Annotated in this window: 12 protein-coding genes; 4 read left to right on the top strand and 8 right to left on the bottom strand. The window is 68.7% G+C overall.

Annotated elements, in window-relative coordinates; genetic code table 11:
• Window positions 1-11: 11 nt before the first annotated feature.
• The 6 genes from BJQ95_RS07830 to BJQ95_RS07805 form a co-directional block, all read right to left on the bottom strand.
• On the bottom strand, window positions 12-497 hold the full coding sequence (locus BJQ95_RS07830; RefSeq protein WP_130178249.1) for a hypothetical protein: 486 nt from the start codon (window positions 495-497) through the stop codon (window positions 12-14).
• A gap of 124 nt (window positions 498-621) precedes the next feature.
• Window positions 622-1779: an XdhC family protein gene (locus BJQ95_RS07825; RefSeq protein WP_130178250.1), complete on the bottom strand. Its 1158-nt coding sequence runs from the start codon at window positions 1777-1779 to the stop codon at window positions 622-624.
• Window positions 1780-1781: 2 nt separating this feature from the next.
• A complete protein-coding gene (locus BJQ95_RS07820; RefSeq protein WP_130178251.1) occupies window positions 1782-2645 on the bottom strand; it encodes an ABC transporter permease in 864 nt (287 codons plus the stop codon).
• Window positions 2642-3445: an ABC transporter permease gene (locus BJQ95_RS07815; RefSeq protein ID WP_130178252.1), complete on the bottom strand. Its 804-nt coding sequence runs from the start codon at window positions 3443-3445 to the stop codon at window positions 2642-2644. Before BJQ95_RS07815 ends, BJQ95_RS07820 begins: the two co-directional genes overlap by 4 nt.
• Complete coding sequence (locus tag BJQ95_RS07810; protein ID WP_240694808.1) at window positions 3445-4266, bottom strand: ABC transporter ATP-binding protein; 822 nt, start codon at window positions 4264-4266, stop codon at window positions 3445-3447. The genes BJQ95_RS07815 and BJQ95_RS07810 overlap by 1 nt, the downstream gene beginning before the upstream one ends.
• A gap of 122 nt (window positions 4267-4388) precedes the next feature.
• Entirely contained in the window at window positions 4389-5477 is a 1089-nt protein-coding gene (locus BJQ95_RS07805; RefSeq protein WP_240694809.1) for an ABC transporter substrate-binding protein, read from the bottom strand.
• A gap of 364 nt (window positions 5478-5841) precedes the next feature.
• On the opposite strand from BJQ95_RS07805, the gene add reads away from it, so the two are divergent.
• The 4 genes from add (at window position 5842) to BJQ95_RS07785 (ending at window position 10822) form a co-directional block, all read left to right on the top strand.
• Window positions 5842-6873, top strand: coding sequence for an adenosine deaminase (gene add, locus BJQ95_RS07800; RefSeq protein WP_130178254.1), 1032 nt, complete (start codon window positions 5842-5844; stop codon window positions 6871-6873).
• A 154-nt stretch (window positions 6874-7027) separates the two neighbouring features.
• Complete coding sequence (allB, locus tag BJQ95_RS07795) at window positions 7028-8437, top strand: allantoinase AllB (RefSeq protein WP_130178255.1); 1410 nt, start codon at window positions 7028-7030, stop codon at window positions 8435-8437.
• A 52-nt stretch (window positions 8438-8489) separates the two neighbouring features.
• Window positions 8490-9398 carry a factor-independent urate hydroxylase gene (gene pucL / locus BJQ95_RS07790; protein WP_130178256.1) on the top strand — a complete coding sequence of 303 codons (909 nt, stop codon included), beginning with the start codon at window positions 8490-8492 and terminating at the stop codon, window positions 9396-9398.
• Complete coding sequence (locus BJQ95_RS07785; protein ID WP_130178257.1) at window positions 9398-10822, top strand: amidohydrolase family protein; 1425 nt, start codon at window positions 9398-9400, stop codon at window positions 10820-10822. The genes pucL and BJQ95_RS07785 overlap by 1 nt, the downstream gene beginning before the upstream one ends.
• A gap of 371 nt (window positions 10823-11193) precedes the next feature.
• Here the strand turns inward: BJQ95_RS07785 and BJQ95_RS07780 are convergent, their stop codons facing one another.
• Window positions 11194-11559, bottom strand: a complete 366-nt coding sequence (locus BJQ95_RS07780; protein WP_130179278.1) for a hypothetical protein — start codon at window positions 11557-11559, stop codon at window positions 11194-11196.
• A 138-nt stretch (window positions 11560-11697) separates the two neighbouring features.
• Window positions 11698-12213: a DinB family protein gene (locus tag BJQ95_RS07775; protein WP_256041576.1), complete on the bottom strand. Its 516-nt coding sequence runs from the start codon at window positions 12211-12213 to the stop codon at window positions 11698-11700.
• Window positions 12214-12292: the final 79 nt, after the last annotated feature.

Raw genomic sequence — 12292 nt, 5'->3', positions numbered from 1 at the left:
CAGCAGGTTAGTCACTCCTCGTCGCTGGTCGCTCGACTCCGGCTCTCCGTGATCGGCTTCATCTCGCTGCCGTGCATGGTCACCGCGTAGATCACCAGAACGTCGATGGCGATCATGGTCAACGACCAGAGCGGGTACGCGCCGAGGAACGCGATGTTCACCATGGCGCTGCCGAAGGCCAGGATGATCGCGATGACGCGTGCCCACATCTGCCCGGCGAGCAGGGCTACGCCGGCCAGGATGACCACGGCGCCCAAGATCGTGTGGACCCAGCCCCAGGTCGTGTAGTCGACCTGCACCACCAGTCCTTCCTGGCCGACGAGGTAGTAGGTGTCCTGGAACAGGGCGACCAGACCCTGGATGACGTGGAACGCGCCCATCATCAACATCATGACGCCGGCGAAGACGATCCAGCCGGTCCAGCCCGAGGTGCCGCCGTAGTTGTCCGTAGTGTCGGCACCGGTCATGGTGCTCTGTGCCTGCCGTGTGTTGGTCATAATGCTTCCTCCATTCAGTGGACTCGACAAGCACGCTAATCCGCCGGCGTGCCCGTTTCGTCCCCCGAAGGGGGTGAGGGCTGGATCAAAATCCCTGGTCAGCCTAGGGAGGAACTCTGAGTTGTCAATCCGAGGGGTGGATCGGCCCCTGCCGGTCGCGGAGCGGCACGCCGGATGCTCCGGAGCGGTCCGCGAGCACCTCGGCGAGGATCGACACGGCGGTCTCTTCCGGGCTGCTGGCGCCGAGGTCCAGGCCGATCGGCGAGTGCAGCCTGGCCAGGTCAGCGGCGGCGACACCGGCCTCCTGCAGCCGCTGCATCCGACGTTCGTGGGTGCGCCTTGAGCCCATGGCACCCACGTACCCGACGTCGAGGCTCAGGGCCGTGATGAGCAGCGGCAGGTCGAACTTTTCGTCGTGGGTGAGCACGCAGACCACGGTGCGGGCGTCGGTCGGGGTGCGGGCGAGGTAGTCGCTGGGCCATTCGACCACGACCTCGGCCGCGGTCGGGAAGCGTTCGGGGGTGGCGAACACGGCGCGCGCGTCACAGATGGTGACCCGATAGCCGAGCAGGGATGCCGCGGCCGACAGAGCGCTCGCGAAGTCCACGGCGCCGAAGATCAGGCAGCGCGGCGGGGCCTGGGCCACGAGGTAGAGCACCCGGCTGGTCACGCCGTCGCAGTCGAGGGTGCCGACGGTGCTCTGGCCGCTGGCGACGACCGCACGTAGTTTGGCCCGGATGCGCCGCACGTCGTCGGCGCCCAGCCCGAGGGAAGTCTCGGGGGCGGCGGACTCGTCCAGTCCGGCGAAATCCCCATCGCCGGCGAAATCTTCAGATCCGGCGGCGTCCGGCCCCAGCATCAGGCCGGCGCCCGTCCCGGCGACCACCAGCGCCAGCCCGGCGGCCTGGCCGGCAGCGGCCCGCTCCAGCTGGGCCCGTACCGCATCGGGCAGGGCGTTGCGCTGCCCCGCCGGGGCGAACTCGGCCAGGAACACCTCGACGGTGCCACCGCAGGACAGCCCCACGGCGAAGGCGTCGTCGTCACTGACCCCGAATTCGGTGAGTTGGCCCCGGCCGGTTTCGAGCACCTCCTGGGCACTCTCGTAGATCGCTCCCTCAACACAACCGCCCGAGATACTGCCGATCACGGTGCCGGTCTCGGTGACGGCCATGGCCGTGCCGAGTGTGCGGGGTGCGCTGCCGAGCACCCGGGTGAGAGTCGCAACGGCCACTCGGCGCCCTGCGGCGAGGGTGTCGAGGAGATCTCCGGCGATTTCGAGCACGACTAGCTACCCGCGCTCTGGTCCATGCCCATCCGGCGCAGCACCAGGTTCTCAGCGAACTGCGCCACACCGTAGAGCACCATCGAGACGATGGTGATGACCACGACGGACGACCAGACCTCGAAGTTCTTGACCTGCGAGACCGCCACGACGATACCGTAGCCGAGGCCCTGCCCGGTGGCGAGCCACTCGGCCAGCAGGGCACCGGTGATGGCGCCGGGGATGGAGATCTTGATGGCGGCGAAGAACGACGGCAGTGAGCTGGGCAGCGCCACCTTGCGAAGGGCGGTGAACGGGGTGCCACCGTAGACGGCGATGACATCGCTCACCTGTGGTGACCCGGACCGCAACCCGAACGCGATGTTCACCAGAGCCGGGAAGAGCACCACGATGGCACCGGTGACCACGGCGATGCTGGGACCGCGCCCGGTGATCAGGATCAGCACCGGCACGAAGGCCACCAGCGGCACACTGCGCAGCAGCAGCGCGATGGGCATCAGGGCGTGCTCGATGCCCTTCGACAGGGTGAACAGGGTGGCCAGAACGAGGGCGATCAAGATGCCGGCGACAAACCCGAGGAACGCGTCGGTGAGAGTGACCCCGAGATTGGTCAGGATCAAGGCCCGGTTCTCGGCGGCCGCCGGAATCGTGAAGAGCCAATTGAAGACATCCAGGGGACCCTTGGCGATGAACGGCGAGATGCCGAGCAGCAGGATCAGGCCCTGCCAGGCCGCGAGGATGATGACCAGGGTCAGCAGTCCCGTGGCCAGCGACCGGCCGATGTAGGCACCGACGCCGCGGGCCTGCGCACCGGTGCTCTTGGTCAGGGCGGCCGGCTGGCCGGTGACGAGGGTCTGGGCGCTCATGAGCTGCTCCGTCCGGTGGTCCAGGGGGTGGCGAAGCGGGAGATCAGGGCGAACAGAAGGTAGCCGAGGCCGGCGAGCAGGCCCGCGACGAGGGCAAGGCTCCAGACACGTTCAACGTTCGCGGCGTTGCCGGCCGCGAGCATGGCCAGGCCAAGGCCGCGTTCGGCTCCACCGAGGTACTCACCAAGGATTGCGCCGAGCAGGGCCGCCGGTGCCGCGATCTGCAGGGCGTTCAACACGCTCGGCATCCCGGCGATGAGGCGCACCTTGCGCAGCTGGGTGAACTTGGACCCGCCGTACACGCTAACCAGGTCGAGGCTGGCCGAGTCGGCGGCCTTGAGGCCCACCAATGAGCCGACCACCGTGGTGAAGAACACTGAGAGGGCGGCCAGGAACACGGCGGTCCCGGACGGGTCACCGCGCGGCGGACCGATCACGATGTAGGCGATCGGGCCGATCGCCACGATCGGCACGCAGTAGGTGATCACGGCGATCTGCAGGGCGATCTTCTCGATGCGCGGCACCACCAGCACCAGGCCGGCCAGCAGCAGGGCCACGCCGTTGCCCCAGAGGAAGCCGATGGCGGCTTCGCTGAGGGTCATGGTGATGTGCGGCCAGTAAAAGCCGATGCCGTCGCCGGCGAACTGGCGGAGCACGTCGGCCGGGGTGGGGATGGCGCCGCCGGGCACCGAGCCGGCGTTCTGGAAGATCGTGAGCGCGCTGATCCACCACAGGGCCACCACGACGACAACACCGAGCAGCCCGGTCGCCCAGCCGGGCAGACCGCGGGTGACCGGCATCAGTGCGCCCCGGCGGAGGCCGGGGTGTCGGCGCCGAAGAGCAGCTCTGACGCCCGGTCGTGCAGGGCGTGGAACTCGGGGGTGCGCATCATTTCGGGTAGGCGCGGGCGGGGCAGGTCGATTTCGATGACCTCCTTGACCCGACCGGGCCTGGGGCTCATCACGGCGACCTGGTCGCTGAGGAAGATGGCCTCCGAGATGCCGTGCGTGACCATCAGGGTCGTCGCGGGCTTCTCGGTCCAGATGCGCAGCAGCTCGATGTTGAGGCGTTGGCGGGTCATGTCGTCGAGTGCGCCGAAGGGTTCGTCGAGCAGCAACACCGAGGGCTTCAACACCAACGAACGGGCGATCGACACGCGCTGGCGCATCCCCCCGGAAAGCTGGGCCGGTTTGGCCTTCTCGAAGCCGGTGAGTCCGACGAGCTGGATCAGTTCGGTGACATAGTCCTCGTCGACTCTCGTCCGGGCGACCTCGAAGGGGAGTGTGATGTTGCTGCGCACGTTCCGCCAGGGCAGCAGGGCGGAGTCCTGGAAGGCGATGCCGAGTTCGTGGCCGCTGCGGAGCTCCGCGGGACTCTTGCCATCGACCCGGGTGGTGCCGCTGGTGGGGTTCTCGAGCCCGGCCAGGATCCGCAGGATCGTGGACTTGCCGCAGCCGGACGGGCCGAGGAGCGACAGGAAGCTGCCCTTGTCGGTGTGCAGGTTCGCATTGTCGAGGGCGACAACCTCCTTGCGACCGACCGAGAAGGTCTTGTGCAGCCCTGAGATGTGCAGGCCGGTCCCCGACGTGGTGGCGGGAAGAGCGGTGTCGATCGTGCTCACGTCGTGCATTCCTTACTGGGCGTCGTCACATACCGATAGTTCAGTATCGCCGACGGCACCCGCCTCCAGGAGACGGGTGCCGCGGCGAGCCGAACGGTGGAGCAACAGTGTGGTGGGACCGGTTACTTGCTGTAGGCGATGAGGTCGGGGTTCTCCTCGTAGACCTCGGCCAGCAGGCTCATGTCGAACAGGGTGTCGGCGTCGATATCAATGCCGGCGGCCTTCAGCGTCTTGATGGATTCCTTCTGCAGGGCGTCGCTGATGGTGAACAGGCCGTTGGCCTTGGTGTCGTCGCTGACGACGAGGTCGGTGGCTTGGATCTCCGCCTGGCGGGTCTCCTTGTCCATCGTCAGCCCGAGGTCCTTTCCATAGGTGTCCACGGTGAGGGTGGCGGCAGCGGTCGGATCGTTGATCGCGTCGGCCCAGCCCTTGATCTCGGCGACCAGCAGGGCCTTGAGCATCTCGCGGTCGTTCGCGATCGCGTCGTCGGAGGCCGTGAAGGTCTCGGCGACGAACGGCAGGCCGTTGTCGGCCAGCGGCAGGTTGACCGGGTCGAGACCGGCCAGCTCGGCGTCGATCGACTCGTTGGTGAGGTACGCGAACCAGCCGTCGACCTCGCCATTGAACAGCGGGGTCGGGTCGTACTCGACCGGAACGACGGTGATCGTGGACGGGTCGATCTCGTTGACCGCGAGGAACGCGTCCCACAGGCTCTGGTTGCTGGCCTGCACACCGATGGTCTTGCCCGCCAGGTCGTCGAGGGTGGCGATGTTGCCGACGCCCTTGAGCGAGAGGATGGTAAACGGGTTCTTCTGGTAGGTCGCGCCGATGATCTTCAGCGGTGCGCCCTCCTCGGCGATGACGGTGCCTGTGGAGATGGCGTTGCCGATGCCGATGTCGACGTTGCCGGAGATGACGCCGGCTTCGGCCGAGGCCGGGCCGGGGATCAGGTCCACGGAGTCGAAGCCCGCTTCGGTGAAATAACCGGCGTCATCGGCCACGAACTCGCCCATGAACTCGGTGTTCTTGATCCAGGAGAGCTGGATGCTCGCGTCGCCGAACGACCCGGCGTCGCCGGAGCCGTCCGCGGAGGAACCGGCATCGCTCGCGCAGGAGCTCAGGAGCAGGGTGAGCGCAGCCGCGACGGCCACTCCCTTACCCATGCTCGTGACTGATCGACGGGTGATCATGGAAATGGGGGCGTGCGTCATGACGCTGGTCCTCTCGATGGTGCTCGGGGGGGTTGCCGTGGAACTCAACGGCGTGCTGGGGCGGATTGCCTGCTGGATGAATGTGATGTCGTGAAGTGGCTGCTGTGCTGCTGTCTTGCTGTGCTGCTGTGCTGCTGTGCTGCTGGGTGGGGCTGGTGTGATTGTGGTGTTTCACGGCACCGCATCCGCTGCAACAAACGTTCGGATGACTGGAACACTAAGTGCTGAGTGTGACGCCATGAAGACCACTACATTTCCGGCTCATTACGTCCGAAAAGCCGTGCTGGAACGCGGGATTCCTCCCCGAGCGGCCCCGGAACCCTGGCGTGATAGCGTCACGGGGTCCGCCCAGAAAGGAACCCCGATGTCCACAGCCATCGTACCGACCCCGGCCTTCGTCGCCGGCCTGCCCAAGGCCGAGCTGCACCTGCACCTCGAAGGCACCCTCGAGCCCGAACTCAAGCTCGAGCTGGCCCGTCGAAACGGTGTGGACATCGGCCAGAGCACTGTGGAGCAGGTGCGCGCCACCTACGAGTTCGACTCGCTCGCGAGCTTCCTCGACGTCTACTACCCGGCGATGAACGTTCTCGTCACCGAGGCCGACTTCTACGACCTCGCCACCGCCTACTTCCGCCGCGCCGCAGCCGACGGCGTGCGCCGAGTAGAGGCGTTCTTCGACCCACAGGCGCACACCTCCCGCGGCGTGAGCATCGAGACCGTGATCCTCGGCTACCACCGGGCCGCCGTGGATGCCGCCAACCTCGGTGTCTCGGCCGAGTTGATCCTCTGCTTCCTGCGAGACTTCTCCGCCGAGAGCGCGCTGGAGACCCTGACATCCGCGCTGCCGTACACCGACCGGTTCATCGGCGTCGGTCTCGACTCCGACGAGCGCGAGAACCCGCCGGCCAAGTTCGCCGCGGTCTTCGCCCTGGCCAGGGAGAACGGGCTCAAGCTCACGATGCACTGCGATATCGACCAGGCAGGCAGCATCGAGAACATCCGCCAGGTCCTCGAGGACATCCAGGTGGACCGCATCGACCACGGCACCAACATCGTGGAGAACCCCGAGCTGGTCACCCTGGTGCGGGAGCGCGGGCTGGGGCTCACCTGCTGCCCGGTGTCGAACAGCTTCGTGACGGCCGATATGAAGGCCGTCGAGATGGTGGCCCTGCTGAACTTCGGCGTGCTGGTCACCGTCAACTCCGACGACCCCGCCTACTTCGGCGCGTACGTGGCCGACAACTACCTGGCGCTGGCCGAGAAGGCCGGGCTGGACAGCTCCGAACTGGTGCTGCTGGCCAAGAACTCGTTCCGGGCGTCGTGGCTGCCCGAGGCCGAGAAGGCGGCCTATCTGGCGTCCATCGACGATTACGTCGAAGGGTACCCGACGGCCTAGGGCCACGGGTCACGTCGGTGTTTCACCGACCGCGCACGTCGTGTGTCCGACAGGTTTCAGAACCCCGGAACGAGGCCTGAACGACTTCACTAGGGTGACAGAAGAGGCCTCGACGAGGCCCACGCGACGCTCTCGAACCGAGAAGGAGAACCCGATGTACGACCTGGTCATCCGCTCGGATCGAGTGCTCGCCCCAGACGCGTGGGCCCCGGGTTTCGCGCCGGCCGCCGTGGCGATCACCGCCGGCGTCATCCGCGCCATCGAGCCCAGGGATGCCGCGCTCGAGTCGAGGCTGGACATCACCCTCCCGGCCGGTCAGGTGCTGCAGCCGGGCGTCGTCGACACTCATGTGCACGTCAACGAACCCGGCCGCACCGACTGGGAGGGCTTTGCCAGCGCCACCCGCGCCGCGGCTGCCGGAGGGGTCACCACGATCGTCGACATGCCGCTGAACAGCATCCCGCCGACCACGACGGTGGCCGCGCTCGAGCTGAAGCGCCAGGCTGCCGCGCCACAGGCCACGGTGAACGTGGGCTTCTGGGGCGGGGCGATCCCGGCCAACCTCGGCTCGCTCGAGCCGCTGCACGACGCCGGCGTCTTCGGGTTCAAGGCCTTCCTCTCCCCCTCCGGCGTCGACGAGTTCCCGCACCTCTCCCCCGCCGAGCTCGAGGCCGCCGCCACCGAGATCGCCGGTTTCGGCGGACTGCTCGTGGTGCACGCGGAGGACCCGGACGTGCTGGAGAGCAGCCAGAACGCCGGCGGCAGCCACTACCGCGACTTCGTGGCCACCAGGCCCGACGCCGCAGAGGACGCCGCCATCTCGCGTGTGATCGACGTCGTGCGGCGCACCGGCGTGCGCGCCCACATCCTGCACCTCTCGTCGGCGCAGGTGCTGCCCAGGCTGGCCGCCGCCCGCGCCGAGGGCCTGCCCGTCACCGTGGAGACCTGCCCGCATTACCTCAGCTTCGCCGCCGAGGGCATCGCCGACGGCGCCACGGCGTTCAAGTGCTGCCCGCCCATTCGCGATGCCGCTAACCGGGACCTGCTCTGGCAGGGCCTGGAAGACGGCGTGATCGACCTCATCGCCTCCGACCACTCGCCCGCCACCCGCGAACTCAAACTGGGCCACGGCGGCGACTTCGGCCTGGCCTGGGGCGGCATCTCCGGCCTGCAGCTGAGCCTTCCCGCCGTCTGGACCGCAGCCAGAGCCCGGGGCGTGGAGCTGGAGCAGGTGCTGCACTGGATGGCCGGGGCAACCGCCGGTTTCGTGGGGTTGCCGGCCGGCCGAATCGCCGTCGGCGCCGCGGCCGACCTGGTCGCGTTCGCACCCGACGAAGCCTTCACCGTGAACGTCGACACCCTGCGACACAAGAACCGGGTGAGCGCCTTCGACGGGGCCACCCTGTTCGGCCGGGTACACACCACCTGGCTGGCCGGCGACGTGGTCTACGCGGTCGATGGCGACACGTCGGGCCCGCCAGTCGCATCCGCCCGGCCCCCCGCCGGTCGCCTGCTCAGCGCCCGTCAACCACCCAGCGCCCGTCAACCGCCCAGCGCCCGTTGACCTCCCGCTTCTCCGCCCGATGCCTCACGCCGACCCCCCGAAGGAGCACCACATGTCGATAGTCCTCGGACCCAACCGCTACGGCAAGGCGGAGAACCGCATCGTGCGCATCTACCGCGACACGCCCCGTCACGAGATCCACGACATCAGCGTCTCCACCGCGCTGCACGGCGACTTTGCCGACGCGCACCTCGCGGGCGACCAGCTGCAGGTGCTGCCCACCGACACCCAGAAGCAGACCGCGTACTCCTTCGCCAAGGAGAAGGGCCTGCTCTCGATCGAGAGCTACGGGCTCGACCTGGCCACCCACTTCGTCGACCACATCACTTCCGTGGCCGGCTCCCGGGTGGAGATCGAGGAGTTCGCCTGGGAACGCGTCGTCGTGGACGGCACCGAGCACGACCACACCTGGGTGCGGCGCGGCCGGGAGGTGCGCACCGCGGCGATCTCGGTGGAGGGCACCGGCGACGACCAGCAGATCTGGGTGGTCGGCGGTCTGAAAGACCTGATCCTGCTCAAGTCCACCGGGTCCGAGTTCTCCGGCTTCATGCAGGACCCGTGCACGCTGCTGCAGCCCACCAACGACAGGGTGATGGCCACCTCCCTCACCGCCGGCTGGCGCTTCGCCGACCACACCGACGTGGACTGGGAGGCCACCTACGCTTGCATCGCCGCGATCCTGAAGACCCAGTTCGCCGTGGTGCACTCCCTGGCCCTCCAGCAGACCCTGTACAAGATGGGCCAGGCCGTGCTCGAGGCCTACCCGAACATCGCCGAGATCCGGTTGTCCGCGCCCAACAAGCACCATTTCCTCTACGACCTCTCGCCGTTCGGTGTGGAGAACAACAACGAGGTCTACCACGCGGCCGACCGGCCGTACGGGCTCATCCAGGCCTGCGTCATGCACGACGACGCCACGGATGCCGGCCCGGCCTGGGATTCGTACACCGGGCTGGTCTGATGAGGGTCGCCGCCACGTCCCTGGGGCACGTCTACCTCGGCCACGTCTTCCACGTCACCGGCTCCCCCACCCTCGCCGAGGCTCCTGCCCACCTGGTCTCCCTGCCCCAGGGCGCCCTGGTCACTGCATCCGACGGCACCATCGCCTGGGTCGGCCGGGCCGCCGACCTGCCCGCGGGCTTCTCGTCCCTGCCGGTGACCGACACCGGGGGCGGCTTCATCCTGCCCGGCTTCGTCGACACCCACATTCACTTTCCGCAGACCTACTCCACGGATGCCTACGGCGGCGGCCAGCTGCTCGAGTGGCTGGACAACTGCGTGTTCCCGGCCGAGACCCGGCTGCAGGACGACGAGTTCGCCGCCGCGATCGCCCGCGACTTCACCCGGCGGCGCACCGCGGCAGGCACCACGAGCGCCCTGGTGTTCGGCTCGGCGTTCCCGCACGCCCAGGACGCGCTGTTCGCCGAGTCCGAACGGGTCGGGCTTCGCCTGGTCAGCGGGCGCGGCATCCAGACCGTCGGGCCGGAGTCGGCCCGTGCCCTGGTCACCTCGGAGGCCCGCGCCCTCGACCTGGTGAGCGAGGAGATCTCCCGCTGGCACGCCCGCGACACCGGGGACCCGCGCACGGCCCTCCTGCAGGTGGCCGTGGTGCCACGGTTCAGCCTGTCGGTCACACCGCACAGCCTGGCCGCGCTCGGTGAGCTCTACGACGGGGTGCGCGGCGACGGCGTCTACTTCCACAGCCACCTCAACGAGAACAACCGCCCGGAGACCGGCGAGATCGACGTGGTCAAGGCCATCTACCAGGTCGAGAACTACCTCGACACCTACGACGGGAAGTTCCTGCCCGGCTCCGTGGTGGGCGGGTCGAGCCTGCTCGGGCGCCGCAGCATCCTGGCGCACGCCGTGCACTGCGAGGACGATGAGCTGTCCCGCCTGGCCGAGACCGGCTCGTCGATCGCGCACTGCCCCACCTCGCAGCAGTTCCTGGGCTCAGGCACCATGCCGTGGACCCGCACCACGGGCTTCGGCGTGAATGTGGCGCTGGGCTCGGACATCGGCGCGGGCGACGAGTGGCTGATGAGCCGGGTGCTCAACGACTGCTTCAAGGTGCACCTGTCCGAGCCGGGCGACGCAGGCCTGTCGATCAGCCCGGCCGAGCTGCTGTTCACCGCCACCCTGGCCGGCGCCCGGGCGCTCGACATGGAGGACCGCTACGGCAACCTCGATGTGGGGAAGGATGCCGACTTCCTGCTCATCGAGCCCGACCAGTGGGAGCCTCTCGCGGCGGTGCTGGCCAACGGCATCCGCGCCGACGACGAGGCCATGGCCAGCGACCAGACCCTGTTCGCCCTGCTGATGGCCCTCCGCCAGCCGGCCATCACCGGCGTCTTCGTGCGGGGCCGCCGCGTCACCGCCCCCTGACCCCGCGCGCTGCGTGGCCCCGGTCCTCCCGGCCGTGTGTCCCTCGCCCACCGTTCCCCGCCTGCTGTTCCCCGCCTGGCTGTTCCCCGCCTGGCTGCTCCCCGCCTGACTGCTCCCCGTGCGGACTGCTCCCCGCCTGACTGCTCCCCGTGCGGACTGCTCCCCGTGCGGACTGCTCCCCGCCTGACTGCTCCCCGTACGGACAATTGCGCCCGGCGTACCGCGCCCAATTGTCCGTTGGAGTAACAGTTGGCGCGGATAGGCGGTGGAGCGGCGACGCATCCGCACCGCCCAGGCGCCCAAGCGCCCAAGAACTCAGGCGCTCAGGCGCTCAGGCGCTCAGGCGCTCAGGCGCTCAGGCGCTCAGGCGCTCAGGCTAGGAGCATGAGCGAGCCGAGCAGCCCCACGATCGGGGCGATCAGCAGCACGCCGATGCCGCCGAGCAAGCCCGTGAGCGCCGTGCCACGACGGTAGCCGCCGAGCTTGGCCGCGCGGCCGGCGCCGATGCTGCCCAGGACGATCGCCCAGATCGCCAAGCCCGTCGCGGTCACGGAGCCTAACCAGGACACGAAGACGCCAAGGCTCTGCGACGAGGCCAGCCCGATAGCGAAAACCCAGGAGCCGACGAGCACGCCGAGCGCCCACAAGAACACCGTGCGCGCCCCCACCGCGATCTGGTTGTTGTTCCACCCGTCGGCGGGAACGGATGGCGGTACCCACTGGGTCGATGCGCTCATGCGCACACCGTAACCGGCGTGCGCGCCGCGGGGAACCGCCGGCCCAGCCCGGCCCGCCCGGCCCCAGCCCGGCCAGCTGTTCCCCGTGCGGACGAATGTGCCCGGCGTACCGGCACCAATTGTCCGCAGCGGCACCAGTTACTCGCCCACAGTCCCGTCGACAGCCTCGCGGATCAGGTCGGCGTGGCCGCAGTGCCGGGCCGTCTCCTCGATCAGGTGCAGCAGGATCCACCGGAGACTCCACACCTCGCCGTCCCGGCCCGGCGTGACCACCAGGTCGTCGAGGCTCCGGCCGGCCGTGGCTCGGCGACTGCGTTCGCAGGCCGCCCGGTACAGCGCGCGTAGCTCATCGGGGTCGTCGTCGGCGGCGCTGGTGAACTCCCAATCGCGGTCCTCGTGCCACGGAGCATTACCCCAGGGTTCGAGTTCGTCGTCGGAGCGGCCGAGGAACCGGGACTGGATCCAGCGGTCCTCCACGTAGGCCAGGTGCTTGAGCAGGCCCGCCAGGGTGAGGGTGGATGGCGCCACCGCGACGTTGAGGCCCGCCCGGTCCAGCCCCTCGGCCTTGAGCACCAGGGTCTCCCGTTGGAAGTCGAGGAACTCGTTCAGCGAACGGTGCTCGTCGCTGGCTGGATGCGGGTCGGTGCGCGTCATACCCTCAGCCTTCCACAGCACGAGGCTTCCAGTGCCCGACTGTTGCCCGTGCGGACTTCTGCGTCCGGCGCACCGGCAC

It is taken from the genome of Cryobacterium sp. SO1 (genome assembly GCF_004210215.2).
Taxonomy (GTDB): domain Bacteria; phylum Actinomycetota; class Actinomycetes; order Actinomycetales; family Microbacteriaceae; genus Cryobacterium.
The sequence above is the reverse complement of the archived record's forward strand: the minus strand, read 5'-3'. Positions and strand labels throughout refer to the sequence as shown.

What these genes read in the sequence shown, in the direction of transcription:
- BJQ95_RS07785 (WP_130178257.1), top strand. Translation starts at nt 9,398, where the DNA reads ATGAGGGTCGCCGCCACGTCCCTGGGGCACGTCTACCTCGGCCACGTC.
- BJQ95_RS07775 (WP_256041576.1), bottom strand. Translation starts at nt 12,213, where the DNA reads ATGACGCGCACCGACCCGCATCCAGCCAGCGACGAGCACCGTTCGCTG.
- BJQ95_RS07830 (WP_130178249.1), bottom strand. Translation starts at nt 497, where the DNA reads ATGACCAACACACGGCAGGCACAGAGCACCATGACCGGTGCCGACACT.
- allB (WP_130178255.1), top strand. Translation starts at nt 7,028, where the DNA reads ATGTACGACCTGGTCATCCGCTCGGATCGAGTGCTCGCCCCAGACGCG.
- BJQ95_RS07780 (WP_130179278.1), bottom strand. Translation starts at nt 11,559, where the DNA reads ATGAGCGCATCGACCCAGTGGGTACCGCCATCCGTTCCCGCCGACGGG.
- pucL (WP_130178256.1), top strand. Translation starts at nt 8,490, where the DNA reads ATGTCGATAGTCCTCGGACCCAACCGCTACGGCAAGGCGGAGAACCGC.
- BJQ95_RS07805 (WP_240694809.1), bottom strand. Translation starts at nt 5,477, where the DNA reads ATGACGCACGCCCCCATTTCCATGATCACCCGTCGATCAGTCACGAGC.
- BJQ95_RS07820 (WP_130178251.1), bottom strand. Translation starts at nt 2,645, where the DNA reads ATGAGCGCCCAGACCCTCGTCACCGGCCAGCCGGCCGCCCTGACCAAG.
- BJQ95_RS07815 (WP_130178252.1), bottom strand. Translation starts at nt 3,445, where the DNA reads ATGCCGGTCACCCGCGGTCTGCCCGGCTGGGCGACCGGGCTGCTCGGT.
- add (WP_130178254.1), top strand. Translation starts at nt 5,842, where the DNA reads ATGTCCACAGCCATCGTACCGACCCCGGCCTTCGTCGCCGGCCTGCCC.